This is a genomic window from Cellulomonas sp. Leaf334, assembly GCF_001424195.1.
In the GTDB taxonomy this organism is placed as follows: domain Bacteria; phylum Actinomycetota; class Actinomycetes; order Actinomycetales; family Cellulomonadaceae; genus Cellulomonas.
In genome coordinates this window covers 42,026-68,668 of sequence record NZ_LMOO01000001.1, presented here as the reverse complement: position 1 = coordinate 68,668, position 26,643 = coordinate 42,026, and the positions used below count along the sequence as shown (strand labels likewise).

Genomic DNA, 26,643 nt, shown 5'->3' with positions numbered 1-26,643 from the left:
CACGAAGCTGTACGACGAGGAGGTCGAGATGCACACCGACGACAGGATCGTCCACGACACCGGAGACGACAGCCCGGTGGTCCACGACGTCAAGGCCGAGGCCGAGGCGGAGCTGACCGACGCCGAGAAGATCAAGGCCGACGGGATCGACGAGCAGAACGTCGACCCCCGCTAGGACCTTGCACAGCCGGGGCGCCGCAGCCGAACAGGCTCGGCGCCTCGCTCATGCACAATCGACCCCGTGATCGCACCGGACGAGCAGACCACCCGCCCTCGCCAGCGCCGGTCGTCCCGGTCCACCCTCGTGCTCGGACTGGTCCTCGCGCCCCTGCTGCTTGCCGCGGTCGTCGGCATGATCCTGACGTGGCCGCACGACGACGGCGGGAGCGGGCAGCGGGCCGGGCTCGTCGACGTCGGCGTCGAGCACGTCACGGCGGAGGTCACCGGCACCCGGACGGAGCAGTGCGAGTCGACGGTCGAGGACCGTCTCCCGGACGGCTCGCAGCCGGAGGAGGTCCCGTGCCTCCTCGTCCTTGCCACCGTCACGTCCGGCGCGCAGGCCGGGACCGACATCGAGGTGTGGGCTACCGCGACGCTCACGGCCACCGACGTCCCCGAGGGGACCCGGATCGTCGTCCAGCACTACCCGGCGGCCGACGGCGCCCCTGAGACGTGGGCCTGGTCGGACTTCGCCCGCGGCGTCCCGCTCGCCACCCTCGCGCTGGCGTTCGTGCTGATCACGGCCCTGGTCGCCGGGTGGCGTGGCCTGCGGGCGATCGTCGGGCTGGCCCTCGCGTTCGTCGTGCTGTGGCAGTACGTCCTGCCGGGGCTGATCGCCGGGGAGAACGCCGTCGTGCTCGCCCTGTGCGGGTCGGCGGTGATCATGGCCGTCGTGCTGTACCTCGCGCACGGGTTCTCCCTGCGGACCAGCACGGCGCTGCTCGGCACCCTCACCGGGCTCCTGCTGGTCGGGGCGCTCGGCGCCCTCGGGGCGGATGCGGCGCACCTGACCGGCGCGACGACCGAGGAGGACTACCGGTTGGCGGCCCTCCTCGGCGACAACGGCGCGGCGGCGCTGCGCGGCGTCTTCCTCTGCGGCGTCGTGCTCGCCGGTCTCGGGGTGCTGAACGACGTCACCATCACGCAGGCGTCAGCGGTCTGGGAGCTGCGCGCCGTCGACCCGCACGCGACCTGGCGCGGACTGTTCACGGGCGGCATGCGGATCGGCCGGGACCACATCGCGTCGACCATCTACACCATCGCCTTCGCCTACGCGGGCGCCTCGCTCCCGGTCCTGCTGCTCCTGCAGATCTACGAGCTGCCCCTGGGCCAGACCTTGACCAGCGGCCAGTTCGCGCAGGAGATCGTCCGCACGCTGGCCGGCGCCATCGGGCTCATCCTCGCGATCCCGTTCACCACCGCGATCGCGGCCGTCGTCGCCCACGGGCAGGAGCCGGCGCGGCTGGGCCGGACCTCAGGGCACAGTCACGTCCACTAGCTCGGGCTCCCCCTGCGTCGCCTGCGCCGACCGGGTGGCCCGCACGACCCACGCGGCGATCGCCGTCGTGAGCGGGATGGCCAGCACGAGCCCGATCGACCCGACCAGCGTCCGGGCCACCTCCTCGGCCAGCTCCCCGCTGGTCAGGGCGTCCAGCATCGCGCGGTCGGAGATGCTGACCAGCAGGACCAGCGGCAGGGTCGCCCCGACGTACGCGAACACGATGGTGTAGACCGTCGACGCGATGTGGTCGCGACCGATCCGCATGCCGCGGCCGAACAGCTCCCGCCAGCCGGCGTCCGGTGAGCTGCCGTGCAGCTCCCACACCGCGGACGCCTGCGTGATCGTCACGTCGTTCAGCACGCCGAGCCCTGCGATGACCATGCCGCACAGCAGCACCGCGCTCATCCGCGCCTGCGGGGCGTAGGACAGCAGGTCGAGGGCGTACTCCCCCGACAGGCCCGTCAGGTGTGCCGCACCGCTCGCCCACGTCGCGAGGAACCCGGTCGCGAGCAGGCCGAGCAGCGTGCCGACGAGGGCCGTGGACGTGCGCAGGGAGAAGCCGTGCGCCAGGTAGAGGACCACGAACATGATGGCCGACGACGTCACCAGCGCCACGGGCAGAGCCGGTTTGCCCTCGAGCAGCGCGGGCAGCATGAACGCCCCGATGACGGCCATCGAGATGCCGAGCCCGAGCAGGGCGGCGAAGCCCCGCCACCGGGCCACGGCGACCACCAGCACCGTGAACACCGCGGCGAGCAGGCCGAGCGGCGGGCCGCGCACGAAGTCCGTGAAGACGAGACCCGAGTCCGGGGTGCCCAGGCTGCCGAGGTCGGCGGCGATGATCCGGTCGCCCGGATCGATCTCGGGCAGGTACTCGGGCGGGACCTGGACCCACGCGCTCGACCCGTCCGCGGTGGTCGCGCGGACCTGGCGCAACGGGTCGGAGGCGTCGGGGAACACCTCGGCCACGGTGACCGTGGGGAACGTCATGCCTGGCGGGGAGGTCTCCAGCACGGGTCGCTCCCCGGTGGGCCAGAGCACCCACGCACCCACCAGGGTGACCAGCAGCGCGGGTACCAGGATCGCGGTGAAGATCCGGCGCGCGTGCCGACGAACCTGCGGTGAGGCGGGTGTGACGTCGTGGGTGTGCGCGCTCATCGGACCAGGATCCGTGGACGGGCGCGCGTGCGGGACGCGGACACGCCGTCAGCGCGCCGCGAGGTGCTCCGCGCTCCGGTAGGCCAGGGCCAGGATCGTCAGGACCGGGTTGAACCCGCCGTTGGTCACGTGGACCGACCCGTCCATGACCCACAGGTTGTCGTGCCCGTGCACGCGACCGAACGGGTCGGTGACCGACGTCGCCGGGTCGTTCCCCATCCGGCACGTGCCCGCCTGGTGCTGGCCCGCGGAGACGCCGTCCCACACCGGTCCGGTCGACCAGACGCGACAGGCACCGGAGGCGTCGAGCCACTCCAGCGCCCGCTCCGACTGCAGGCCGGCCGCGACGAGCGTCAGCGGGTGCTGCCGGCCGGCGAGCCGGGCGACCGGCATCCCGTGGCGGTCCACGTGCCGGTGGTCGAGCGTGACGCGCAGGTCCGGCACCGGGATCTCCTGCACAGGGCCGAACACGTGGCTGGTGCGCCGGTACAGGTCGCGCATCGCGTGCTTGCCCGCGAGCCCCCACCGCGGCGTCTCGGGCGGCAGGGCGCCGGACCAGTGCGCGATCGGGAGCTTGAGCACCTCGTTCGCCAGCACCCCGCCGCCGATCGCGCCCGGGAGCCGGTTGACGTAGTCGCAGGTCGCGATGCGGACGTTCGGTCCGGGCCCGTCGATGACCGGGTCGTCGAACAGGCCGAACCCGCCGACGTAGACGTGTCCCTGCAGGTGGCGGCCCACCTGGTCGGAGTGGTTGCCGAGTCCGTCGGGGTGCGCGTCGGACCGGCTGGCCAGCAGCAGCCGCGCGGTCTCGACCGCGGCGCAGGCGAGCACCACGTGGGCCGCGGAGACCGTCCGCCGCTCCCCCGTCGCCTCGTCGACCACGAGCACCCCGGTGACCCTCCCCGCCGCGTCGCTGCGCACCTCGAGGGCTCTGGCGCCGGTCACGAGGTGGCACCCGGCGCCCACCGCATCGGGCAGGACCGTGTTGTACGGACCGTTCTTGGCGTCGCTGGGGCACGCGAACCCGACGCACTCGCCGCACTGCACGCACCGTCCGCGGCCGGACCGCGGGACCGAGTTGATGAGCATCGGCACCGGCCCGGTGGTCAGCCCCAGCCGTTCGGCGCCGCGCCGCAGCATCTGCGCCTCGGTGTTGTCCGGCAGCGGCGGCATCGGGTAGCCGGCCGAGCGTGCGCCCTGGTTGTGGTGGGCCGTGCCGTCCCCCGAGACGCCGATCTCCTGCTCGGCGCGCGTGTAGAACGGCTCCAGGTCGGCGTACGTCAGCGGCCAGTCGCTCAGCGAGCTGCCGTCCGGCACCCCGTGCGTGGTCGCCAGGTGGAAGTCCTCCGGCGTGAGCCGCCACGCCATGCCCTGGTAGAGCCGCGTCCCTCCGCCCAGCGTGTACGGCAAGGCGCCGTAGCCCGGTCCCCACGGCGGCTCGACCCGCTCGGTCCCGTCCGGGTCGACGACGACGCGGACGCCCCCGTCGCCGAGGTACGGCGGCACGTTGTGCCCGTAGCGGCTGATCCGGAAGTTGCGCAGGTGGTCGTTCCCCACCTGCTCGGAGGACAGCGCCTCACCACGTTCCAGGAGCAGCACCCGCAGCCCCGCACGCGTCAGCACGGAGGCCGCGACTCCCCCGCCGGCACCCGATCCGACGACGACCGCGTCGTACCGGTCGGTGGCGTCCGCCAGGCGCCGGGTGCGCAGCGGTGCCGGGCCGGGGCCGAGGAGGTCGGGGCCGCGTCGGGGACCTGCCCGGTACCCGACCATCGCCCAGCCAGGAGCGTCACGTGCGCCGTAGTACTGCTCCGCGCAGAGCCTGGTCATGGTCTCCACGAACAGTGCGCTGTCGACGGTCCACGGCACGGTCGTGCGTCCCGCGAGCAGGTCCGGGACGAGACCCTCCGCGCCCCGGACGGCGATCTCGTCGGTCAGGCACGACATGCCGGGGCCCAGCAGCGACGACCACAGCGCGCGGTTCAGGCCCTCGGCGTCGGCACGCAACCGGTCGACGACGCCCGCCTGCGACGCGGACGGGTACTCGTCCTGCGGCACCAGGGTGTCGGCGAAGGCCGAGACGTCGTTCCAGTCCACGGTCACGCGCCCAGTGTCACGTCTGTCCGCGCCGCGTGGTCGAAGGTGGTGTCCAGCGCGTCGCTGGTCACAGACACAGGAGGTACACCCATGAAGATCGTCGTCATCGGAGGCACGGGGCTCATCGGCTCCAAGCTCGTCGCGCTGCTGGCCGCTGACGGGCACGAGGCCGTCGCCGCGTCGCCCGGCACCGGCGTCAACACCCTGACCGGCGACGGACTGGCGGACGTGCTCACCGGGGCCGACGTCGTGGTCGACGTGTCGAACTCGCCGTCGTTCGAGGCGGCCGCGGTCCTGGAGTTCTTCCGGACGTCGACCGGGAACCTGCTGGCGGCCGAGGCCGAAGCCGGCGTCCGGCACCACGTCGCGCTGTCCGTCGTCGGCACGCAGCGGCTGCCCGAGAGCGGCTACTTCCGCGCCAAGATCGCGCAGGAGCAGCTCATCGAGGACTCCCCGATCCCCTACTCGTTGGTGCACGCGACCCAGTTCTTCGAGTTCGTCGGCGGCATCGTCGACTCCGCGACGGACGGCTCGACGGTGCGGCTGGCGCACGTGCTGATCCAGCCGATGGCCGCCGACGACGTCGCCGCAGCGCTCCGGAGCGTCGCCGTGGGAGCGCCCACGAACACCCGGGTCGACATCGCCGGTCCGGAGCAGTTCCGCCTCGACGACCTCGGGCGTCGCTACCTGGTCGCCCACGGCGACGCACGCGAGGTCGTCACGGACCCCGCCGCGACCTACTTCGGTGCCGCGCTGGAGGAGGACACGCTCGTCCCGCTGGGCGAGGCGACCCTCGGGACCACCAGCTTCGAGGACTGGTCGGCACGCTGACCTTTATGTTGTGACGGTGACCAGCGACACCGCCGACAACCCGACCGCGCCGAGCGCGGGGTGGAACGCCAACGTCCCGGACACGGACGTGGCCGCGTTCGAGGACGTGCGTCCCCGCCTGTTCGGCATCGCCTACCGGATGCTGGGCAGCGTCGCGGAGGCCGAGGACGTGGTGCAGGACGCGTGGCTGCGCTGGCAGGGCACCGACCGCGCCGTGGTGCGCAACCCTGCGGCGTTCCTCACCACGACGACGACCCGGCTCGCCATCAACGCGACCACCTCCGCGCACGCCCGGCGCGAGACGTACATCGGTCCGTGGCTGCCCGAGCCGGTGGACACCAGCGCGGACCCCGCGCTGGGCGCCGAGCGGGCGGAGGCGCTCGAGCTGGCGGTGCTGCTCCTGCTGGAGAAGCTCACAGCGCCCGAGCGCGCGGCGTACGTGCTGCACGAGGCGTTCGCCTACTCCTACCGGGAGATCGCCGAGGTCCTGGACACCACCGAGGTCAACGCCCGTCAGGTCGCCCGGCGGGCGCGCGAGCACCTGGAGTCCGAGCGGTCGGCGCCCGCGTCGCCCGCGCAGCAGCGGCGTCTGCTCGAGTCGTTCGTCGCGGCCGCCCGGGTCGGGGACCTCGACGGACTGGAACGCCTCCTCGTCGACGACGTCGTCGTGCGGCCCGACGGCGGCGGTGAGGTGCACGCGTCCCGTGTCGAGCTGGTGGGCGCCGCGCGCACCGTCACGTTCCTGGACAACATCCTGCGCAAGTACTGGCAGGACTCGACGCTGCGGATCGTGGAGGCGAACGGCGGCACCGCCCTGCTGGTCACGTCGCGCGCAGGTGAGCCGCAGGCGATCCTCGCCCTGGACGGCTCCGACCGCGGCATCGAGCACGTCTACATCCAGGTCACCCCGAGCAAGATGCGGCAGTTCGCGCCCGACGCCTGAGGAGTGTCACGTTCCGGGGTCCTGCGTGGTCGAGGAGGTGTGACACAGATGCAGAGGATCGTGATCGTCGGCGGTGGCTACGCGGGCTTCTACGCCGCCTGGAACCTGGAGAAGAAGCTGCGTCCGGACGAGGCGGAGATCACCGTGATCGACCCGCGCCCGTACATGACCTACCAGCCGTTCCTGCCCGAGGTGATGGCCGGGTCGGTCGAGGCCCGGCACGCCGCCGTCTCGCTGCGCAAGCACCTGCGCCGCACCACGGTGGTCGCGGGCGAGGTGACCCGCGTCGAGCACGCGCGCCGGGCGCTGCAGGTCAGGCCCGCCGACGGCGACGACGTCGAGATCGAGTACGACGTCGTCGTGATCACCGCCGGGGCGGTCACCCGCACGTTCCCCATCCCGGGCATCGCGGAGCAGGCGATCGGGATGAAGCACGTCGAGGAGGCCGTCGCGATCCGCGACAAGCTCCTCACGTCGTTCGACCGCGCCTCGGTCCTACCGCCGGGACCGGAGCGGCAGCGTCTCCTGACGGTCACGTTCGTGGGCGGCGGTTTCTCGGGGGTCGAAGGGTTCGGCGAGCTGTTGTCGCTGGCCACCTCGCTGCTGCGCTCCTACCCGGAGCTCTCGCCTGCCGACCTGAGCTTTCACCTCGTCGAGGCGGCGGGCCGCATCCTGCCGGAGGTCACCGACGAGCCGGGACGCTGGGTGGTGCGGGCGCTCGAGGATCGTGGGGCGCACGTGCACCTGAACACGCAGCTCGTCTCCGCCGTCGGCGGTCACGTCGTGCTCTCGACCGGCGAGGCGTTCGACTCCGAGCTGATCGTCTGGGCCGCGGGCAACGCCGCGAACCCGGTGGTCGCCCAGCACACGGACCTCCCGGTCGACGACCGCGGGTTCCTCCGGGTGCGCGCCGACCTGCGGATCGGCACGGTGGAGGCGTTCGTGCCGGACGCCTGGGCCGCCGGGGACGACGCCGCCGTCCCGGACATCGCCGTCGGCTCCGGCGCGCGCACCGTCCCCAACGCCCAGCACGCCGTGCGCCAGGGCCGCCACCTCGCCGCGAACATCACCGCGGTCCTGCGTGGCGGCACCCCGAAGGACTACGTGCACCAGAGCCTCGGCGTCGTCGCCACGCTCGGCCTGGGTCAGGGCGTGTTCCAGTACCGCCGCCTGGTCGTCAAGGGCTTCCCCGCGTGGGTGATGCACCGCGGCTACCACGTGCTGGCGGTCCCGACCTGGGAGCGCAAGATCAGGGTGCTGGCCGTCTGGCTGGCCGCCGGCGTCTTCGGGCGGGACATCGTCTCGCTGGCGAGCGTGCAGCACCCGCGGGAGGCGTTCGTGCGCGGCGGGGCGCCCCGGTAGACCCGCCCTGCCAGGATGGGCCCGTGACCACACAGGCCACGGGCCTCGTCGCCCGACGCTGGCGCAGCAGACGGTCCGCTGCGGTGGCAGGCATCGTGTTCGCGGTGCTGCTCATCGCGGCACTCACGATGATGCGGCTGGCCGTCGCCGGGGAGAGCGTCGGCCAGATCGAGCTCGACGCCGGTCGACGCCGCCTCGTCCGCCTCGCCCTCAACCTCGTGCCGTTCGCGGGGATCGCGTTCCTCTGGTTCATCGGCGTGGTGCGCGACCAGCTCGGTGAGGTCGAGGACCGGCTCTTCTCGACGGTCTTCCTGGGCAGCGGTCTGCTCTTCCTCGCGATGCTGTTCCAGGGCGCGGTGACCGCGACGAGCCTGGTCGCGATGGTGTCCGGGGAGGACCTCGACGCCGGCGTATGGACGTTCGGCCGCGGCACCACGGAGGCGCTGGTCTCGGTGTACGCGATGCGGATGGCAGCTGTGTTCACCCTGTCCGTGAGCACTGTCGCGCTGCGGACCGCGGCCGTTCCGCGCTGGGTGCCCTTCAGCGGCTACGCGGTCGCGCTGGTGCTCCTCCTCGTCGCCGGCGAGCACAAGTGGGCGCAGCTGCTCTTCCCCGCCTGGGTGCTCGTGCTCAGCGTCGCCATCCTGCTCACGCCGGGGCGCAGCCGTCCCGACCCGATCCCGGCCTCACCGGCCTGACGCCTGTCGTGCCGCCGCCTCGAGCTGCTCGCGGTAGGTCGGCCAGTCGATCGTCGGGATGTTCGGGTCGTCCTGACGGCTGCCCACCGCGCCGTCGACGAGCTCGCGCACGATGTCGGCGTGGCCCGCGTGCCGAGCCCTCTCGACGCTCATGTGCACCAGGATCTGGTGCAGCGTCACGTCTCGGCGCTCCTCCGGCCACCACGGCACCTGTCCCGGTGCGTCCAGCGGCAACAGCTCGATCGTCTCGTCGGAGTGCGCGGCGGAGAACTCGTGGAGCTCGACGATCTGGTCACGCGTCTCGTCGGCGGTCGCCCACATGTCCGCGTTCACCTCCGCGTCGTCGGCCAGCCACGGCAGCTGCCGCCCGCTCGGACGTCCGAACACCACGCCGAAGTAGTCCAGCTCGACGCTGGCGACGTGCTTGACCAGCCCGAGCAGGTTGGTGCCCGTCGGGGTCATCGGTCGACGGATCTCGTACTCGCCGAGACCGTCGAGCTTGCCCAGCATGCTCGCGCGCAGGTCTCGCAGGTGGCGGAGCAGGGTGTCCTTCTCGTCCATGCCGCCACTATGCCGTGCGCGGTGCGTACTGTCCGGGTGTGGAGACCCTCCGCTACGGCACCGACCCCGACCAGGTCGTCGATCTCACCTTCCCGCCGGGCGCGACGCGGCCGCCGCTCGTCGTGCTGCTGCACGGCGGCTTCTGGAGGGTCGCGTACGACCGGGTGCACCTGCGCGTCGTGGCCGACGCACTGACCGCCGAGGGCTTCGCCGTCGCGAACGTGGAGTACCGCCGGGTCGGGGGTGGCGGGGGCTGGCCGTCCACGTTCACGGACGTCGGGGACGCCGTCGATGCGGTGGAGGTCGCGCTCGTCGACCGTGCGGACCTGGGGTCCGTCGCCTACGTCGGCCACTCGGCCGGCGGGCACCTCGCACTCTGGGCCGCCGCGCGGGACCGGCTCCCGGTGGGCGCACCCGGTCGCACGGGAAGGGCGCCCTTGGTCCGTGGGGTGGTAGCACTGGCGCCCGCCGCCGACCTCGCGGCGGTGGACCGGCTCGGCCTGAGCGGCGGGGCGGTCCGTGAGCTGCTGGGCGGCGGCCCGCGCGCGGTGCCGGAACGCTTCGCGAGCACCGACCCGGCCGTGCTCGGTAGCCCTGGCGCCGACACCGTCGTCGTGCACGGCCTGCTCGACGACATCGTGCCCGTCGAGGTGGCGCGCAGCTACTGCGCCCGCACCGGCGCCGACCTGGTCGAGCTGCCCGGAACGGACCACTTCGAGCTCGTCGACCCGGCATCCACCGCCTGGCCGGTCGTCCTCGGCGCACTGCGCAGAGTCGTGGGCTGACGCGGCACCCTGCACAGGGCCAGACTCAGGGACACCTGCGCCACCGAGTCTGGAGGAACCATGAGCACCGACCTCTTCGAGACACCGGCCGCCGATGCGGCGCCCGCCGCCTTCGCGGACCGGATCATGGCCGCGACGCTCGGCGGGATCGACCTGGTCGCGATCCACCTGGGCCGCACCCTTGGCTGGTACCAGGCGCTCGTCGACGACGGGCCGCTCACGTCCGTCGACCTGGCCGCCCGGACCGGCACCCAGGAGCGCTACGCACGCGAGTGGCTGGAGCAGCAGGCCGTCGGTGGGTGGCTGCTCGTGGACGACCACGACGACGCGACCCGACGCCGGTACCAGGTCGCGCCCGGGGCGGTCGCCGTCCTCACCGACCCCGACAGCGCGCTGCACGTGGCACCGGTGGCCGGCTTCGTCATCGCGGCGTGCCGCCGGATCGACGACCTGGTCGCCGCCTCCCGGTCCGGCGGCGGCGTGAGCTGGTCCCAGTTCGGGGACGACGCCCGCACCGCCCAGGCGGCGCTCAACCGCCCGCTCTTCCTGGACGAGCTGCCCGACCAGATCGTGCCGGCGATCCCCGAGCTGCACACCGCCCTGCAGGGAGGCGCACGTGTGGCGGACATCGGCACCGGCGAGGGCTGGTCGTCGATCGGCCTCGCAGCCGCGTTCCCGACGTCCACGTTCGAGGGCTTCGACGTCGACGAGCCGTCGGTGGCGGCTGCGAGCCGGCACGCCGCCGACCGGGGGCTCGACGGCCGCGTCTCCTTCGCTGCCGTCGACGCCGCCGCCCTGAGCGAGAGCCGAACAGGCGCGTTCGACGTCGTGATGGCCTACGAGTGCGTCCACGACATGCCGGACCCCGTCGGCGTCCTCGCGGCCATGCGGGCGATCGCGCACGACGACGGCTACGTGCTCGTCATGGACGAGCGCACCGCGGAGTCCTTCGCGGCACCCGCGGACCCGGTCGAGCGACTGCTCTACGGGTACTCGATCGTGTGCTGCCTCCCCGACGGTCTCTCGACGCCGGGCGGCGTCGGCACGGGAACGGTGATGCGCCCGGCCGTGCTCGCCGGGTACGCCGCGTCAGCCGGGTTCTCGCGCGTCGAGATCCTTCCCGTCGAGCACGAGATGTTCCGGTTCTACCGGCTCCACCTCTGACGGCGTCTCCCCCACCGGTCCGTCCGCGCCCGACGGCTCCGACCCCACCGGTGCGGTGGGCAGCAGTCGGGAGAAGTAGAGCGCGAGCGCCGCGATCAGCGCGAGGACCGCGAGGCTCGCGCGCAGGGCGTCGATCCGGGCGGACTCGTTCTCGGCGACCACCGCCTCGACCTCCTCGGCGGGGAGCCCGGCCTCCTCGAGCGCCGACTCCAGCTGGACGTCCGAGACGAACGGCACCCCCGACGCCAGCTGCACGCTCGCGGTCTCCGAGACCTCCGCACTCACCTCCGGGTTGGAGCCGAGGCCGACGAGCAGGGTCGAGGTCAGAGTCGCGATGAGGATCGACCCGGCGACCGCGGTGCCCAGCGACGCCCCCAGGTTGGTCATCGTGTTCTGCACCCCGCCGACGTCACCCGCGTCCTTGTCCGCGACCGCCGAGACGGTGATCGCACCGAGCTGCGACGACAGCGCCCCCACCCCGAACCCGGCCAGCAGCAGCGGCACGGCGACGATCTCCGCACCCGCCCCCACCTCGAGCGCACCCATGAGCGCGACGATGCCCAGCAGCATGCTCACCAGGCCCCAGCGCACGACCTCGCGCGGGGAGGCGGTCGGGAAGAACCGTGGGATGCCCACGGCGGCGATCAGGAGCGAGACCGACAGCGGGAGCAGCCGCACACCCGTCTGCAGGGCGGTCAGACCGAGCGCGATCGACAGGAACAGCGGCACGACGAAGAACAGCCCCGCCTGGATCATGAACTGGAAGAAGAACATCGTCAGGCCGCCGGCCAGCCGGGCGTTCCGGAGCATCGCGGGCCGCACGAGCGGTTCCCGACCGGCGGCGACCATCCGGTTCTCCCAGGAGAAGAACAGCCGCAGCACCACCATGCCCGCGAGGATCAGCCAGATGGTCGGTGACAGACCGAGCCAGGACGGACCGCCGGGGCGGGTCAGCACCCACCCCCACTCCCCCGACCGCAACACACCGAAGACCGCCAGTCCGAGTCCCGCGGCGGACAGCACGGAACCCACGTAGTCGAGGCGGAACCGAGCCTCGGGCGCGGCGTCGGCCAGCTTGCGGGTGAGCGCGAGGATGCCGATGACCAGGACGACCTCACCGGCGAACACGTACCGCCAGGTCCAGTACGTCGTGACGAACCCGCCGATCAGCGGCCCGGCCGCCACCGCGATGGCCCCCGCGGAGGCCACCAGCCCGTACGCCCGCGGACGGTCCTTGGAGGCGAAGTTCGACGCCACCAACGCGACGATCGCCGGCATGATCAGCGCGGCACCGAGCCCTTCCAGCACCGACCAGCCGATGATCAGCACGGTGAGGCTCTGCGCGATCGACGTCACGAACGAGCCGCACGCGTAGATCACGCACCCGATGGCGAACGCCCGGCGCCGCCCGATCAGGCTGCCGACCTTGCCCCCGGTGATCATCATGCTGGCCATCACGAGGGTGTAGAGCGTGATCGCCGTCTGGATGCCCGTCACGGTCGTCCCGACGTCTGCGGCGACCTGGGCGATCGACACGTTCATCACCGAGCTGTCGAGCGTCATGAGGAACTGCGCCGTCGCGAGCGTGAACAGGACCAGCCCTGCCGCTCCACCGGACTTCTGGGTCATCGGGCACCGCTCCTCATCGCACCACGTCCTCCGTGCCCGGACGACCGGACACCAGAGGTACCACCACCGACCCGGTCACCGCTACGACCAGGCGCTACGCTGCCGAGAAACCGAGGGGGTGGGCAGTGGGCGAGACGGCTGAGCCGGTGGGCGTCACGGAGTCCGGCTGGTACCGCCACCTCGACCTGATCGCGACGATCCTGCTCGCCGTCGCGACGGTGCTGACCGCGTGGTCGGCGTTCCAGAGCAGCCAGTGGGGCGGCGTCCAGGCCATCGCCTACAGCGCAGCCTCGCGCGAGCGCGCCGAGTCCAACCAGGCGGCGACGCTCGCTGGTCAGCAGACGACCATCGACGTGATGCTCTTCACCGACTGGCTCGCCGCCCTGCACGAAGAAGGCGACGCGGTCCTGCCCGAGCCCTACGTGCCCGATCCGGACCAGTACTCCGGGTTCCTGTTCGAACGGTTCCGGCCCGAGTTCAAGCCCGCCGTGCACGCGTGGTTGGCGGAGGACCCGCTGACCAGCCCCGGCGCGCCACCGAGCCCTTTCGCGATGGACGAGTACGTCCTCGCCTCGACCACCGAGTCCGTGCGGCTCGACGAGGCGTCCGAGCGTTCCGCGGCGGAGGCCCGAATCGCCATCGAGCGCAAGGACAGCTACGTGCTGGCCACCGTGCTGTGCGCGTCGGTGCTCTTCTTCTCCGGCATCGGCTCGAAGCTGGGCTCCCCCCGTAAGCGCACCACGATGATCGCCATCGGCGGGGTCGTCCTGCTCGCCACGCTGGGCGTCCTGCTCACGTTCCCCGTGCAGGTCTGAGACGACGTTCGGCCCCGCGTGCAGGGCGCGGGGCCGAACGGGTCGTGCGGCGAACGAGAAGGCGTCAGGCGATGCGCCCGCTCGCGTTCTCCTCGTCACCGATCTTGTGCACGACGATCGAGTTCGTGGAGCCGACCACGCCCACCGGCGCACCGGCGACGACGACGACGTAGTCGCCGACCTCCGCCAGACCGTTGGCGCGCAGCGTCGAGTCCACCTGGCTGACCATCGCGTCCGTGTTCTCGACCGACGGCACGCGGTACGTCTGCACGCCCCAGCTGAGCGACAGGACGTTGCGCACGTCGTCGACGGGCGTGAACGCCAGCAGCGGGATCGCCGAGCGCAGACGCGACATGCGCCGCGCCGAGTCGCCCGACTGCGTGAACGTCACCAGGTACTTGACGTCGAGGGTCTCGCCGATCTCCGCAGCCGCGCGGGTGATCGCGCCACCGCGGGTGTGCGGCGTCGAGCCCAGGGGCGCGATGCGCTCCCGGCCCAGCTCCTCGGTCGCCTCGATGATCCGCGCCATGGTGCGCACGGTCTCGATCGGGTAGTCGCCCACGCTCGTCTCGCCCGAGAGCATGACCGCGTCGGCACCGTCGAGCACCGCGTTGGCGCAGTCCGAGGTCTCGGCGCGGGTGGGCCGCGGGTTGGTCGTCATGGACTCGAGGACCTGCGTGGCCACGATGACCGGCTTGGCGTTGCGACGGGCCAGCTCGACCGCGCGCTTCTGCACCAGCGGAACCTGCTCGAGCGGCAGCTCGACGCCCAGGTCACCGCGGGCCACCATGATGCCGTCGAACGCCGCGATGATCTCGGCGAGGTTCTCGACGGCCTGCGGCTTCTCGATCTTGGCGATGACCGGGACGACCCGGTTCTCCTCCTCCATGATGCGGCGCACGTCGTCGTAGTCGGCGGCGGACCGCACGAACGACAGCGCGATGATGTCGGCGCCGATGGTGAGGGCCCAGCGCAGGTCCTCCGCGTCCTTGTCGCTCATCGCCGGGACGGAGACGGCCACGCCCGGCAGGTTGAGGCCCTTGTTGTTGGAGACGGTGCCGGGGACCTCGACACGGGTCACCACGCGGGTGCCCTCGACGGCGGTCACGCGGACCAGGACCTTGCCGTCGTCGATGAGGATCGGGTCGCCGACGCGCGCGTCGTCCGTCAGGCCCTTGTGCGTCGTGGAGACGAGCTCCTTGGTGCCCTCGACGTCGTCGGTCGTGATGGTGAACGTGTCACCGACGGCGAGGTCGTGCTTGCCGTCGGTGAACCGGCCGAGGCGGATCTTCGGGCCCTGGAGGTCCACCAGGACCGCGACGGACCGGCCGGACGCCTGCGCAGCCGCACGGACGTTGTCGTAGACCCGCTTGTGGACCTCGGTGTCGCCGTGGCTGCGGTTGAGCCGTGCCACGTCCATCCCGGCGTCGACGAGGGCCTGGATCTGCTCGGCAGACTCTGTGGCGGGGCCGATGGTACAAACGATCTTTGCTCTACGCATGACAGCGAGCCTATGCCTTTCGTGTTTTCACGGGGACGGACCGAAAGTCCCGATCCGGCCCTGTGGCCGGCCCGGTACGTGACTCGGTCGGGGGTGGGTTCAGGGGCGCAGCGCCACGGTGCTGGCGGTGACGGGGGCGGGCAGCTCGGTGCTGCCGGACAGGTACGTGTCGACGGCCGCCGCTGCTGCGCGGCCCTCGGCGATCGCCCACACGATGAGCGACTGACCTCGACCGGCGTCACCCGCGACGAACACGCCGGGGACGGTCGTCGCGTAGTCGTCGGAGCGCGCGACGAGCCCGCGGGAGGTCAGCTCGATGCCGATCTGCTCCGTGAGCGGGTCGACCTCGGGGCCGGTGAAGCCCATCGCCACGAGGACCAGGTCCGCCGGGATCTCGCGCTCCGTGCCGGGCGTCGGCACGCGGCGACCGTCGGACAGGTACTCCGTCGTCGCCAGCGTCAGCGCGCGCACCGTGCCGGACTCGTCGCCGACGAACTCGACCGTGGACGCGAGGTAGTCGCGGTCGCCGCCCTCGGCGTGCGAGGACGAGACCTCGAACAGGATCGGGTCCGTCGGCCAGGGCTGGTGCTCGGGACGCTCCAGCGGCGGGCGCTTGCCGATGGCGAGCGTCGTCACCGACGCCGCACCCTGACGCAGCGCGGTGCCGAGGCAGTCCGAACCCGTGTCGCCGCCGCCGATGATGATGACGTGCTTGCCGGTCGCCGTGATCTGGTCGGCCACAGGCTTCCCCGCCGCGACCGCGTTGGCCTGGTGCAGGAACTCCATCGCGACGTGGACGCCGCCCAGCTCCTTGCCCGGCACCCGCAGCTCGCGGGGCACGGTCGCACCGGTGGCGATCACGATCGCGTCGTACCGCGCCTGCAGCTGCGGCCACGTGACGTCGCGACCCACCTCGACGCCCGGCCGGAACCGGGTGCCCTCGCCCTCCATCTGCACGAGACGGCGGTCGATGTGGATCTTCTCCAGCTTGAAGTCCGGCACGCCGTACCGCAGGAGGCCGCCGATGGCGTCGTCCCGCTCGTAGACCGCGACGGTGTGTCCCGCCCGGGTCAGCTGCTGCGCGGCAGCCAGCCCGGCCGGACCCGAGCCGACGACGGCGACCGTGTGACCGGTGAGACGCTGCGGGACCTGCGGGGTCACGTAGCCGCGCTCGAACGCCTCGTCGATGATCGAGACCTCGACGTTCTTGATCGTCACGGCGGGCTGGTTGATGCCCAGCACGCAGCTCGACTCGCACGGCGCCGGGCAGATGCGGCCCGTGAACTCCGGGAAGTTGTTCGTCGCGTGGAGCCGGTCGATGGCGTCGGACCACTGACCGCGCCACACCAGGTCGTTCCACTCGGGGATGAGGTTCCCGAGCGGGCAGCCGTTGTGGCAGAACGGGATGCCGCAGTCCATGCAGCGGCCCGCCTGCTCCTTGAGGTACGGCTGGCCGTCCTGCAGGTGCTCGTGGACGTCCTTCCAGTCCCGCAGCCGGACCTCGACGGGCCGGTTGGGCGGGAGCTCACGGTCGCGGACCTTGAGGAAACCGCGGGGGTCAGCCACGGGCCACCTCCAGGATCTGGTCCCACACGCCGGGCGCGGCGGGGTCGAGGCCATCGGCCTCGGCCTGCGCGAGCGCGCGGCGGACGCGGGCGTACTCGGTGGGCAGCAGGCGCGTGAACCGCGCCCGGGTCGAGGGGAAGTCCTCGAGCAGCTGGGCGGCGACCGGCGAACCGGTCTCGTCGTGGTGCGCGCGCAGGAGCGACTGCACGAGCGCGGCGTCCTCGTCGTCGAGCGGGTCGAGCGCGAGCTCCTTCGTCCGCACGGCGTCGACGTTCACCAGGGCCGGGACCAGGTCGAGCACGTACGCCGTGCCGCCCGACATGCCGGCACCGAAGTTGCGGCCGGTCCGGCCGAGCACCAGCACCGTGCCGCCCGTCATGTACTCGCACCCGTGGTCGCCCACGCCCTCGACGACCAGCGTCGCGCCGGAGTTCCGGACGCCGAAGCGCTCGCCGACGAGGCCGCGCAGGAAGATCTGCCCCGTGGTCGCGCCGTAGCCGATGACGTTGCCGGCGACCACGTTGTGCTCGCTCGACAGGGCGGCGTTGCGGTCGGGGCGCACGACGATGCGCCCGCCGGACAGCCCCTTGCCGACATAGTCGTTGGCGTCCCCGAACAGCCGCAGCGTGATGCCGCGCGGCAGGAACGCGCCGAACGACTGCCCGGCCGAGCCCGTGAGCGTGACGTCGATGGTGTCGTCGGGCAGCCCTGCTCCGCCGAACCGCTTGGTCACCTCGTGACCGAGCATCGTCCCGACGGTCCGGTTGACGTTGCGCACCGGCAGGTCGATCCGGACCGGCTCGCTGCGCTCCAGCGCGTCACCGGCCAGCGCGATCAGGCGGTTGTCGAGCGCGCGATCCAGACCGTGGTCCTGGTCCTTGGTGTGGTGCAGCTCCGTGCCGGCGACCGGCGACGGGACGGCGAGCACCGGCGTGAGGTCGAGACCCTCGGCCTTCCAGTGGTCGATCGCCGCGCGCGTGTCGAGGAGCTCGACGTGGCCGACCGCCTCGAGCAGCGTGCGGAACCCCAGCTGCGCGAGCAGCGACCGGACCTCCTCGGCGATGAACTCCATGAACGTCACGACGAACTCGGGCTTGCCGGTGAACCGGGCGCGCAGCTCCGGGTTCTGCGTCGCGACGCCCACCGGACAGGTGTCGAGGTGGCAGACGCGCATCATGACGCAACCGGACACGACGAGCGGCGCGGTGGCGAAGCCGAACTCCTCGGCACCGAGCAGCGCGCCGATCACGACGTCGCGGCCGGTCTTGAGCTGGCCGTCGACCTGGACCACCACGCGGTCGCGCAGGTTGTTCAGCACGAGCGTCTGCTGCGTCTCCGCGAGGCCGATCTCCCACGGGGTGCCCGCGTGCTTGAGCGACGTCAGCGGGCTCGCGCCCGTGCCACCGTCGTGACCCGAGATGAGCACGACGTCCGAGTGCGCCTTGGCGACACCCGCCGCGATGGTCCCGACCCCGAACTCGCTGACGAGCTTGGTGTGGATCCGCGCCCGCGGGTTGGCGTTCTTGGCGTCGTGGATCAGCTGCGCCAGGTCCTCGATCGAGTAGATGTCGTGGTGCGGCGGCGGCGAGATGAGCCCGACGCCCGGCGTCGAGTGCCGGGTCCGCCCGATCCACGGGTACACCTTGTTGCCGGGCAGCTGCCCGCCCTCGCCGGGCTTGGCGCCCTGGGCGAGCTTGATCTGGATGTCGTCGGCGTTCGTCAGGTACTCGCTGGTGACGCCGAACCGGCCCGACGCGATCTGCTTGATCGCCGAACGTCGCACCGGGTCGTGCAGGCGCTCGGGATCCTCGCCGCCCTCGCCGGTGTTCGACTTGCCGCCGATGCTGTTCATGGCGACCGCGAGCGTCTCGTGCGCCTCGATCGAGATCGACCCGTAGGACATGGCGCCCGTGTTGAACCGCTTGACGATCTCGCTGACCGGCTCGACCTCGTCCAGCGGGACGGGCGTGCGCTCGCCCTCCTTGAACGCCAGCAGGCCCCGCAGTGTCATCAGGCGCGACGACTGCTCGTCGACCCGGGTCGTGTACTGCTGGAAGACGTCGAACTGGCGCGTCCGGGTCGAGTGCTGGAGCCGGAACACCGTCTCGGGGTCGAACAGGTGGTCCTCGCCGTCGCGGCGCCACTGGTACTCGCCGCCGACTGCGAGCCGCAGGTGGGCCTGCCGGTTGCCGCTGGCCGGGTAGGCGTCCGCATGGCGCGCCGCGACCTCGGCCGCTATGACGTCCAGGCCGATGCCACCGAGGCGGCTCGTCGTGCCCGTGAAGTACTTGTCCACCAACGGCTGCGACAGCCCGATGGCCTCGAAGACCTGCGCGCCGCGGTAGGACGCGATCGTGGAGATGCCCATCTTGGACATGACCTTGAGCACGCCCTTGCCGAGGGCCTTGATGAGGTTCGCGACGGCCTTCTCGGGGCCGACACCGGGGAGGTAGCCCGACCGCGCGAGGTCCTCGACCGTCTCCATCGCGAGGTACGGGTTGACGGCCGCCGCGCCGTAGCCGATCAGCAGCGCGACGTGGTGCACCTCGCGCACGTCGCCGGCCTCGACGACCAGCGAGATCTGCGTGCGCGTGTGGCGCCGCAGCGTGTGGTGGTGCACCGCGCTGAGCAGCAGCAGCGACGGGATCGGCGCGAGGTCCGCGTCCGAGTGCCGGTCCGACAGGACCAGGAAGCTGACGCCGTCGGCCACGGCTGCGTCGACCTCGGCGAAGATCTCCTCGAGACGCGCCTCGAGCGCCTCACCCCCGCCGCCGACCTTGTAGAGCCCCCGGATGATCGTCGACCGGTACCCGAGCGAGGGCTCCTTCGCGACGTGCACGATCTTCGCGAGCTGGTCGTTGTCGATCACGGGGAACGGCAGGATCAGCTTGCGCGCGTGCCCCGGGCCGTCCTCCAGCAGGTTCGGCTCCGGGCCGATCGCACCACCGATCGCGGTCACCAGCTCCTCGCGGATGGCGTCCAGCGGCGGGTTGGTCACCTGCGCGAACATCTGCGTGAAGTAGTCGAAGAGCATCCGCGGCCGGGTGGAGAGCACCGCGACCGGGGTGTCCGAGCCCATCGCGCCCAGCGGCTCCGCGCCCGCGGCGGCCATGGGGCTGAGCAGGATCTTCAGCTCCTCCTCGGTGTACCCGAACGCACGCTGCCGACGGCGCACCGAGGCGGCCGAGTGCGCGACGTGCTCACGCTCGGGCAGCTGCTGGAGGTAGACGGAGTTGTCGCGCACCCAGTCCGCGTACGGACGCTGCGCCGCCAGGGACGACTTGATCTCCTGGTCGTCGATGATCCTGCCCTTGCCGGTGTCCACGAGGAACATGCGACCGGGCTCGAGCCGACCCTTCGCGACGATCGTCGCGGGGTCGATGTCCAGCACCCCGGCCTCCGACGCGCACACGACGAGTCCGTCCTCGGTGACCCAGTACCGGCCGGGACGCAGCCCGTTGCGGTCCTGCACCGAGCCGATCAGCGTCCCGTCGGTGAACGTGATCGCCGCGGGGCCGTCCCACGGCTCCATGAGCGTCGAGTGGTACTCGTAGAACGCGCGGCGGGACGCATCCATCTGGGCGTGGTTCTCCCACGCCTCCGGGATCATCATCATGACCGCGTGCGGCAGCGTCCGCCCCGACAGGTGCAGCAGCTCGAGCACCTCGTCGAAGCTGCCCGAGTCCGAGCCGCCCGGCGTACAGACCGGGAGCAGCGGCGTCAGGTCACCGAGCTCGTCGCTGGCGAGCGTGCCCTCACGGGCCGCCATCCAGTTGCGGTTGCCGCGGACCGTGTTGATCTCGCCGTTGTGCGCGATCATCCGGAACGGCTGCGCGAGCGGCCAGGACGGGAACGTGTTCGTCGAGAAGCGCGAGTGCACCAGCGCGATCTCGGAGGCGTACCGCGGGTCGGACAGGTCCGCGAAGAACGGCTCGAGCTGCCCGGTGGTGAGCATGCCCTTGTAGGCGATGGTGCGGGCGGACAGCGACGCGAAGTACAGACCGTGCTCCCGCTCGGCGCGCTTGCGCAGGCGGTACGCACGGCGGTCCAGGTCGATGCCTGACAGCTCACGTGACGGGTCGGCGACCACCAGCTGGCGGAAGACGGGCATGGACGCGCGCGCGGTCGGCCCGACGAGATCCGCCGTCACGACGACCTCCCGCCACGCGAGCACGTCGAGCTTCTCCTCGGCGGCGATGGACTCCAGCGCCGTGACGGCCAGGCGCTGCTCCGTCTCGTCGACCGGGAGGAACGCCATGCCGATCGCGTAGAAGCCCGCGGGCGGGAGCTCGGCGTCCACCACGTCGCGCAGGAACGCGTCGGGGATCTGCGTGAGGATGCCGGCGCCGTCGCCGCTGTCCTCCTCGGCGCCCACGGCGCCGCGGTGGTCGAGATTGAGCAGCGCGGTCAGGCCCGCGTCGACGATGTCCCGCCCGGGTGTGCCGCGCAGCGTGGCGACGAAAGCGAATCCGCACGCGTCGTGCTCGGCAGCGGGGTCGTAGAGACCCTGCGGCAGCGGCGCGCGTACTGCGCCAAGGCTCGCGGGCGACGTCGACATCTGCACCGTCCTCACGGTCCCCGACGGGTCGGGGAATTGCACGAACAAGGGGGGAACGGGGACGTCGTCGGCCCAGTCATGGTGACGATACAGCGCGGTGGATGGACCGCCCGCATCGAGTGCGGAGCAGGGTGACCGCTCGCCCGCGGGTCAGCGGGCGGAATCGGTCGCGATCTCCTCGTCGTCCTGCACGGTGGGGGGTGCCAGCAGGAGGGTCGTGTCACGTCCTGGGTGCCGGCGCCCGACCACCACGAACGCTACCAGCGCTCCGAGGCCGACGATGATGGACGTCCAGACGTTGATCCGCAGGCCCAGGATCAGCTCCGCGGGGTCGATGCGGAGAAGCTCGATCCAGAGCCGCCCGGTCGTGTAGACGACGATGTAGAGCAGGAACACGCGCCCGTGTCCGAGCTGGAACCTGCGGTCGATCCAGACGAGCAGCGCGGCCCCCGCGAGGCACCAGAGCATCTCGTAGAGGAACGTCGGGTGGTACAGCGTGCCTGCGGGGTCCCCGACGGGCATGTGAGCCGCGTCGATGCGCAGACCCCAGGGCAGCGTCGTCGGTCCGCCGAAGAGCTCCTGGTTGAACCAGTTGCCGAGCCGGCCGATCGCCTGGGCCACGAGCAGGCCGGGGGCCAACGCGTCACCCCACGGGGCGAGCCGGACTCCCTGCCGGTGGCAGCCGATCCACGCGCCGACCGCACCGAACGCGACGGCTCCCCAGATGCCGAGGCCGCCCTCCCAGATGTACAGGGCGCGGATCGGGTCCCCGCCGACGCCGAAGTACGCGTCGGGCGAGGTGATGACGTGGTAGATCCGACCGCCGACGATGCCGAACGGCACGGCCCAGAACGCGACCTCGAGCGTCGTGTCCGCGTCACCACCGCGCTCGACCCACCGACGCCGTGTCAACCAGAGGGCGGCGACGATGCCGAGCAGGATCGCGAACGCGTAGGCGCGCAGCGGGAACGGCCCGAGGTGCCAGACGCCGGTCGACGGGCTCGGGATCGCGAGCGGCAGCAGGGCGTTCACCGGTCGCTCCGGGCGGCGGACCGCACACCCTCGGCGAGGTCGGCCGTCAGGCGGGCCAGCGCGCTCCGCCCGGCAGCGTCGTCGGCCGCGTCCAGCAGCGTCCGCACGAGGGCCGAGCCGACGATCACGCCGTCGGCGTACCGCGCGATCTCGGCGGCCTGCTCCGGACGGGACACACCGAGACCGACGCACACGCGCTCGGCTCCGGCTGCGCGGGTGTTCGCGACGAGCTCCTCCGCCTTCGAACCGACCGTCGCGCGCTCGCCCGTCACGCCCATCGTGGACGCCGCGTACACGAACCCACGGGAGGCGGACGCGGTGGAGGCCAGACGCTCGGGCGTCGAGCTGGGTGCGACGAGGAACACGCGGTCCAGGCCGTGCGTGTCCGAGGCGGCGATCCAGTCGACCGCCTCGTCCGGGATGAGGTCGGGTGTGATGAGCCCGGCGCCGCCGGCCGCGGCGAGGTCCCGCGCGAACGCGTCGACGCCGTAGCGCAGCACCAGGTTCCAGTACGTCATGACCAGGACGGGGGCACCGCGACCGGCCACCTGCTCGACCGCGCGGATCGTGTCGCCCACCCGGGTCCCACCGGCCAGAGCCGCGTCGACCGCGCGCTGGACGGTCGGACCGTCCATGACGGGATCGCTGTACGGCACGCCCAGCTCGACGACGTCGGCGCCGGCGTCGATCATCGTGCGGACCGCCGCCACGGACCCGTCGACCGACGGGTAGCCCACGGGCAGGTACCCGACGAGCGCCGCACGGCCGAGCGAGCCGAGGTGCTCCGCCACCTGGGAGCGAACCGCGACCGTACTCACAGCTGTTCTCCTTCGTCCGCCAGCAGCACCGGCTCGGGCTCGATGAGGTCGAACCACGCCGCGGCGGTGGCCACGTCCTTGTCCCCGCGCCCCGACAGGTTGATCAGCAGCACCGGATCGTGGCCGTCGTCGCCGGTCCAGCCGGACAGCTCGGCGCCCAGCTGGACCGCACCGGCCAACGCGTGCGCCGACTCGATGGCGGGGATGATCCCCTCGGTCCGGCACAGGAGCCGGAAGGCCTCCATGGCCTCGTCGTCCGTCACCGGCCGGTAGTCCGCACGCCCGATGTCGTGCAGCCACGCGTGCTCCGGGCCGACGCTCGGGTAGTCCAGACCGGCCGAGACCGAGTGGCTGGGCAGGGTCTGCCCGTCCTCGTCCTGCAGCAGGTACGACTTGGCGCCGTGCAGCACCCCGGGCTCCCCGCCCGAGAACCGTGCGGCGTGCCGGCCCGAGGAGATCCCCGCGCCGCCCGCCTCGAAGCCGAAGAGCCGGACGCCCGGGTCGTCGAGGAACGCGTTGAAGATGCCCATCGCGTTGGACCCGCCGCCGACGCACGCGGCGACCGCGTCGGGCAGCCGCCCGATCTCCTCGAGGAGCTGGGCCTTGGCCTCCTCGCCGATGATCTTGTGGAAGTCGCGCACCATCTCGGGGAACGGGTGCGGTCCCGTGACGGTGCCGAGCAGGTAGTGCGTCGTGTCGACGTTCGCCACCCAGTCCCGCAGTGCCTCGTTGATCGCGTCCTTGAGCGTCCGCGTCCCGATGGTCACGGGGACCACCTCGGCTCCGAGGAGCTTCATGCGGGCGACGTTGAGCGCCTGCCGACGCGTGTCCTCCTCGCCCATGTAGACGACGCACTCGAGGTCGAGCAGAGCAGCAGCGGTGGCCGTCGCCACGCCGTGCTGACCGGCTCCCGTCTCCGCGATCACTCGCGTCTTGCCCATGCGCTTGACCAGCAGGGCCTGCCCCAGCACGTTGTTGATCTTGTGCGAGCCCGTGTGGTTGAGGTCCTCGCGCTTGAGGAACACCCGCACGCCCGGCGCGACGTGCTGCGCGAACCGCGGCACCTCCGTCAGCGGGCTGGGCCGGCCGGTGTAGGTGCGGTGCAGCCGCGCCAGCTCGCGCCCGAACGAGGGGTCGGTCAACGCCTTGTGGTACGCGGTGTCCAGCTCGTCGAGCGCCGCGATCAGCGCTTCCGGCACGAACCGGCCGCCGAACTCACCGAAGTACGGCCCGGCGTGGGTGGACAGCGGTCCGCTCGCCGTGGCCTCGAGCAGCTTCTCCGACAGGGCCTCGACGGTCGGCCGACCGGTCACTGGCGCACCGCCCGCAGAGACGGGTGCGCACCCGCTGCCACGAGGTCGGCGACCGACTCGCGCGGCGCGTCGTCGGTGACCAGGGCCTCGCCGACGAGCACGGCGTCCGCACCGGCGCGGGCGTAGTCCATGACGTCGTGCGGTCCACGGACCCCGGACTCGGCGATCTTGACGATGTGCGACGGGATCGCCGGCGCCACCCGGGCGAACGTGGTGCGGTCCACCTCGAGCGAGCGCAGGTCGCGGGCGTTGACGCCGATCACGCGGGCACCGGCGTCGGCGGCCCGGGAGACCTCCTCGGCGTCGTGCACCTCGACCAGGGCGGTCATGCCCAGGGAGTGCACGCGCTCGACGAGGGACTCGAGCACGGTCTGCTCGAGGGCGGCCACGATGAGGAGCACGAGGTCGGCGCCGTGCGCGCGGGCCTCCCACACCTGGTACGGCGTGACGACGAAGTCCTTGCGCAGCACGGGGATGTCCACCCGTGCGCGGACGGCGTCGAGGTCGGCCAGCGAGCCGTGGAACCGGCGCTCCTCGGTGAGCACCGAGATGACGGCGGCGCCGCCCTTCTCGTACTCGGCCGCCAGCGCGGCGGGGTCCTTGATGGAGGCGAGCGCACCCTTGCTGGGGCTCGAGCGCTTCACCTCGGCGATCACCCGGACCGCGTCCTCGGCGCGCAGGCGACCCACGCACTCGATGGCGGACTCCCGGCGGCGGGCCCGCTCCTTCACCGTCGCGAGCGGCGTGGCCTGCTCCCGGACGGCGAGGTCCTGCCTGACTCCCGCGACGATGTCGTCCAGCACGGTCATCGAGAACTCACCTTCTCCCCCGGTCGGTTCCGGACCTGCTGCTCGCCGTGGATCGTGGCGGCGGTCCGGTGAGCCATCGTAGAACGGTCCAGGAGTGACCCCGACCACATGTCGGTGGCTGGGACGGACCGCGTCACGGCAGCACCCACGGGGCCAGTGCCGGGACGTTGCGCAGCACCCCGAACCCGACGACCACCACCAGCGCGGCCCAGGCCAGCCACGCCGGTGCCGGCCTGGCGCGACGCCCCTGCGACGCGCGGGCGACCCAGCGGCCCCACAGCACGACCACGACCGGTACCGCGAGCACCCACAGGGGGTTCATCGACCAGGCCCCGACGAGATCGCCGTTCGCCAGGTCGTGCGTAGCGCGCAGCCCACCGCACGCCGGGCACCACAGGCCGGTGAGCAGGTACAGCGGGCAGGCGCCGTAGCTCCCGGTGACGTGCGGGTCCCGCACGGCGAGCAGGGTGGTCGCGAGCACCACGACGCCACCGGTGACCAGCGGAGCGGTCAGCGACGCACGACGGCCCGCCCCGTCCGACGCGGGTGCGTCGGACGTGAGCGGGCCGTCGGGGGCGTCAGTAGCTCGAGTCGTAGGACTCATTCCAGCCGTCCATGAATGCCGCCCACCCGCCGGTGGCGAGAAGGATGGCGAACAGGATGCCGCCGAGCACCGAGAGCACGATGGCGATCCAGCCGAGGATGATCCCGGCCGTCGCCATGCCGCCGTTGTTCGCCTCGCCGCGCGCGACCGCCTTCTTGGCGTTGTTGCCGACGATCACCGCCGGGATGCCGGTCAGCAGCCCGCACGAGAGCACGAAGGACACGATGCCCAGCACCAGCGACCACACGGCCAGGCTGTTCTTCGGGTACACGGCACCGTAGCCCGGCCCCGGCTGGGGGTACCCGCCGGGAGCCGAGCCGTACGGCGCGGCGGACGGGTACTGCGGTGCCGCGGCGCCGGGGTACTGCGGCGCACCGCCGGCGCCCGGGTACGACGGAGCGGCAGGCTCCTGCGGGTACGGCGGCGGGGCGGCGGGGTACTGCGGGGCCCCGCTCGGGTCCTGCGGCGCTCTGCTCGGATCCTGTGGATCCCCGCTCCCGTACGGGTTCTGCGGCTCGTTGGGGGTCGACATCGGTCCTCCTCGGTCGCGTGCGCTCACCCGGTCCGGGCGGCGGTCGAGCTGGTGCGGGTCAGTGCCCGCCGGTGCGTGCCTGGCGGGCACGCGTCTTGTCGCCGCCCTGGCCGTGCCCGGAGGCCTGCAGCACCTTGCCGGCGACCAGACCGGCCACGACGAGCGCCATGCCGACCCAGAACAGCCAGACCATGGCGAACAGGACGCCGAGACCCGCGATGGTGAAGGCGATCACGACCGAGTACGTGGTGACCCAGGCCGCGAGCGTCTTCCCGTGGTTGGTCGGGGCCGCGGTCGGCGGCAGGTGCATCGTCTCGGTCGTCGTGGCGTTCTGCGCGCGGTGCGCGAGGGTGTTGTCAGCCATCA

The 26,643-nt window shown here is 72.2% G+C and carries 23 protein-coding genes; 9 read left to right on the top strand and 14 right to left on the bottom strand.

Annotated features, from left to right (window positions below; all coding sequences use genetic code 11):
* The first annotated feature begins 28 nt into the window (after window positions 1–28).
* Entirely contained in the window at window positions 29–175 is a 147-nt protein-coding gene (locus ASF78_RS22200; RefSeq protein ID WP_156373987.1) for a hypothetical protein, read from the top strand.
* 66 nt (window positions 176–241) lie between these two features.
* Window positions 242–1,498 carry a YibE/F family protein gene (locus ASF78_RS00325; RefSeq protein ID WP_235518322.1) on the top strand — a complete coding sequence of 419 codons (1,257 nt, stop codon included), beginning with the start codon at window positions 242–244 and terminating at the stop codon, window positions 1,496–1,498.
* On the opposite strand, the gene ASF78_RS00320 is transcribed toward ASF78_RS00325, so the two are convergent.
* Window positions 1,475–2,659 (bottom strand): YibE/F family protein, encoded by a 1,185-nt coding sequence (locus ASF78_RS00320; RefSeq protein WP_056583575.1) that lies wholly within the window; start codon window positions 2,657–2,659, stop codon window positions 1,475–1,477. The two genes, ASF78_RS00325 and ASF78_RS00320, sit on opposite strands and share 24 nt — an antisense overlap.
* A gap of 48 nt (window positions 2,660–2,707) precedes the next feature.
* Entirely contained in the window at window positions 2,708–4,762 is a 2,055-nt protein-coding gene (locus ASF78_RS00315; RefSeq protein WP_156373986.1) for a GMC oxidoreductase, read from the bottom strand.
* An 84-nt stretch (window positions 4,763–4,846) separates the two neighbouring features.
* On the opposite strand from ASF78_RS00315, the gene ASF78_RS00310 reads away from it, so the two are divergent.
* Genes ASF78_RS00310 through ASF78_RS00295 form a run of 4 tightly spaced genes read left to right on the top strand, consistent with a single transcriptional unit; the run spans window position 4,847 to window position 8,590 of the window.
* Window positions 4,847–5,587 carry an SDR family oxidoreductase gene (locus ASF78_RS00310; protein WP_056583574.1) on the top strand — a complete coding sequence of 247 codons (741 nt, stop codon included), beginning with the start codon at window positions 4,847–4,849 and terminating at the stop codon, window positions 5,585–5,587.
* Window positions 5,588–5,603: 16 nt separating this feature from the next.
* Window positions 5,604–6,530 (top strand): RNA polymerase sigma factor SigJ, encoded by a 927-nt coding sequence (gene sigJ, locus ASF78_RS00305; protein ID WP_082494908.1) that lies wholly within the window; start codon window positions 5,604–5,606, stop codon window positions 6,528–6,530.
* Between the two features lie 48 nt (window positions 6,531–6,578).
* Window positions 6,579–7,892 (top strand): NAD(P)/FAD-dependent oxidoreductase, encoded by a 1,314-nt coding sequence (locus ASF78_RS00300; protein ID WP_056583571.1) that lies wholly within the window; start codon window positions 6,579–6,581, stop codon window positions 7,890–7,892.
* Window positions 7,893–7,915: 23 nt separating this feature from the next.
* Window positions 7,916–8,590 carry a hypothetical protein gene (locus ASF78_RS00295; protein ID WP_082494723.1) on the top strand — a complete coding sequence of 225 codons (675 nt, stop codon included), beginning with the start codon at window positions 7,916–7,918 and terminating at the stop codon, window positions 8,588–8,590.
* On the opposite strand, the gene ASF78_RS00290 is transcribed toward ASF78_RS00295, so the two are convergent.
* Window positions 8,579–9,151, bottom strand: a complete 573-nt coding sequence (locus tag ASF78_RS00290) for a DinB family protein (protein WP_056583566.1) — start codon at window positions 9,149–9,151, stop codon at window positions 8,579–8,581. The genes ASF78_RS00295 and ASF78_RS00290 overlap by 12 nt on opposite strands.
* Before the next feature lie 38 nt (window positions 9,152–9,189).
* On the opposite strand from ASF78_RS00290, the gene ASF78_RS00285 reads away from it, so the two are divergent.
* Together ASF78_RS00285 and ASF78_RS00280 are read left to right on the top strand one after the other, a co-directional pair.
* Window positions 9,190–9,936: a S9 family peptidase gene (locus ASF78_RS00285; RefSeq protein WP_200940497.1), complete on the top strand. Its 747-nt coding sequence runs from the start codon at window positions 9,190–9,192 to the stop codon at window positions 9,934–9,936.
* A 60-nt stretch (window positions 9,937–9,996) separates the two neighbouring features.
* Window positions 9,997–11,100: a bifunctional 2-polyprenyl-6-hydroxyphenol methylase/3-demethylubiquinol 3-O-methyltransferase UbiG gene (locus ASF78_RS00280; protein WP_056583559.1), complete on the top strand. Its 1,104-nt coding sequence runs from the start codon at window positions 9,997–9,999 to the stop codon at window positions 11,098–11,100.
* On the opposite strand, the gene ASF78_RS00275 is transcribed toward ASF78_RS00280, so the two are convergent.
* Entirely contained in the window at window positions 11,026–12,729 is a 1,704-nt protein-coding gene (locus tag ASF78_RS00275; RefSeq protein ID WP_082494722.1) for an MFS transporter, read from the bottom strand. The genes ASF78_RS00280 and ASF78_RS00275 overlap by 75 nt on opposite strands.
* A gap of 125 nt (window positions 12,730–12,854) precedes the next feature.
* On the opposite strand from ASF78_RS00275, the gene ASF78_RS00270 reads away from it, so the two are divergent.
* The gene (locus ASF78_RS00270) at window positions 12,855–13,544 is read left to right on the top strand and encodes a hypothetical protein (protein ID WP_056583556.1); all 690 of its coding nucleotides are present in this window, start codon (window positions 12,855–12,857) and stop codon (window positions 13,542–13,544) included.
* 64 nt (window positions 13,545–13,608) lie between these two features.
* On the opposite strand, the gene pyk is transcribed toward ASF78_RS00270, so the two are convergent.
* The 10 genes from pyk to ASF78_RS00220 all read right to left on the bottom strand — a co-directional run bounded on the left by pyk (window position 13,609) and on the right by ASF78_RS00220 (window position 26,641).
* Window positions 13,609–15,045 (bottom strand): pyruvate kinase, encoded by a 1,437-nt coding sequence (pyk, locus tag ASF78_RS00265; RefSeq protein WP_056583553.1) that lies wholly within the window; start codon window positions 15,043–15,045, stop codon window positions 13,609–13,611.
* Window positions 15,046–15,144: 99 nt separating this feature from the next.
* The gene (locus ASF78_RS00260) at window positions 15,145–16,611 is read right to left on the bottom strand and encodes a glutamate synthase subunit beta (protein WP_056583550.1); all 1,467 of its coding nucleotides are present in this window, start codon (window positions 16,609–16,611) and stop codon (window positions 15,145–15,147) included.
* Entirely contained in the window at window positions 16,604–21,169 is a 4,566-nt protein-coding gene (gene gltB / locus ASF78_RS00255) for a glutamate synthase large subunit (protein WP_056583548.1), read from the bottom strand. Before gltB ends, ASF78_RS00260 begins: the two co-directional genes overlap by 8 nt.
* Before the next feature lie 150 nt (window positions 21,170–21,319).
* Window positions 21,320–22,201, bottom strand: coding sequence for a prolipoprotein diacylglyceryl transferase (gene lgt, locus ASF78_RS00250; RefSeq protein WP_056583545.1), 882 nt, complete (start codon window positions 22,199–22,201; stop codon window positions 21,320–21,322).
* Complete coding sequence (trpA, locus tag ASF78_RS00245; protein ID WP_056583542.1) at window positions 22,198–23,019, bottom strand: tryptophan synthase subunit alpha; 822 nt, start codon at window positions 23,017–23,019, stop codon at window positions 22,198–22,200. Before trpA ends, lgt begins: the two co-directional genes overlap by 4 nt.
* Entirely contained in the window at window positions 23,016–24,293 is a 1,278-nt protein-coding gene (trpB, locus tag ASF78_RS00240) for a tryptophan synthase subunit beta (RefSeq protein ID WP_200940542.1), read from the bottom strand. The genes trpA and trpB overlap by 4 nt, the downstream gene beginning before the upstream one ends.
* 35 nt (window positions 24,294–24,328) lie before the next feature.
* Window positions 24,329–25,141 (bottom strand): indole-3-glycerol phosphate synthase TrpC, encoded by an 813-nt coding sequence (trpC, locus tag ASF78_RS00235; RefSeq protein WP_056583539.1) that lies wholly within the window; start codon window positions 25,139–25,141, stop codon window positions 24,329–24,331.
* 133 nt (window positions 25,142–25,274) lie between these two features.
* The gene (locus ASF78_RS00230) at window positions 25,275–25,745 is read right to left on the bottom strand and encodes a DUF2752 domain-containing protein (RefSeq protein ID WP_082494721.1); all 471 of its coding nucleotides are present in this window, start codon (window positions 25,743–25,745) and stop codon (window positions 25,275–25,277) included.
* Window positions 25,720–26,277, bottom strand: a complete 558-nt coding sequence (locus tag ASF78_RS23255) for a DUF4190 domain-containing protein (protein ID WP_056583536.1) — start codon at window positions 26,275–26,277, stop codon at window positions 25,720–25,722. Before ASF78_RS23255 ends, ASF78_RS00230 begins: the two co-directional genes overlap by 26 nt.
* A gap of 58 nt (window positions 26,278–26,335) precedes the next feature.
* Window positions 26,336–26,641, bottom strand: coding sequence for an HGxxPAAW family protein (locus ASF78_RS00220; RefSeq protein WP_056583533.1), 306 nt, complete (start codon window positions 26,639–26,641; stop codon window positions 26,336–26,338).
* Between the last annotated feature and the right edge of the window lie 2 nt (window positions 26,642–26,643).

Bases quoted from the DNA above. Each gene is read 5' to 3' on its own strand.
- ASF78_RS22200 (WP_156373987.1), top strand. From the start codon at position 29: ATGCACACCGACGACAGGATCGTCCACGACACCGGAGACGACAGCCCG.
- ASF78_RS00320 (WP_056583575.1), bottom strand. From the start codon at position 2,659: ATGAGCGCGCACACCCACGACGTCACACCCGCCTCACCGCAGGTTCGT.
- ASF78_RS00310 (WP_056583574.1), top strand. From the start codon at position 4,847: ATGAAGATCGTCGTCATCGGAGGCACGGGGCTCATCGGCTCCAAGCTC.
- ASF78_RS00300 (WP_056583571.1), top strand. From the start codon at position 6,579: ATGCAGAGGATCGTGATCGTCGGCGGTGGCTACGCGGGCTTCTACGCC.
- ASF78_RS00290 (WP_056583566.1), bottom strand. From the start codon at position 9,151: ATGGACGAGAAGGACACCCTGCTCCGCCACCTGCGAGACCTGCGCGCG.
- ASF78_RS00280 (WP_056583559.1), top strand. From the start codon at position 9,997: ATGAGCACCGACCTCTTCGAGACACCGGCCGCCGATGCGGCGCCCGCC.
- ASF78_RS00275 (WP_082494722.1), bottom strand. From the start codon at position 12,729: ATGACCCAGAAGTCCGGTGGAGCGGCAGGGCTGGTCCTGTTCACGCTC.
- pyk (WP_056583553.1), bottom strand. From the start codon at position 15,045: ATGCGTAGAGCAAAGATCGTTTGTACCATCGGCCCCGCCACAGAGTCT.
- gltB (WP_056583548.1), bottom strand. From the start codon at position 21,169: ATGTCGACGTCGCCCGCGAGCCTTGGCGCAGTACGCGCGCCGCTGCCG.
- trpC (WP_056583539.1), bottom strand. From the start codon at position 25,141: ATGACCGTGCTGGACGACATCGTCGCGGGAGTCAGGCAGGACCTCGCC.
- ASF78_RS00230 (WP_082494721.1), bottom strand. From the start codon at position 25,745: ATGAGTCCTACGACTCGAGCTACTGACGCCCCCGACGGCCCGCTCACG.
- ASF78_RS23255 (WP_056583536.1), bottom strand. From the start codon at position 26,277: ATGTCGACCCCCAACGAGCCGCAGAACCCGTACGGGAGCGGGGATCCA.
- ASF78_RS00220 (WP_056583533.1), bottom strand. From the start codon at position 26,641: ATGGCTGACAACACCCTCGCGCACCGCGCGCAGAACGCCACGACGACC.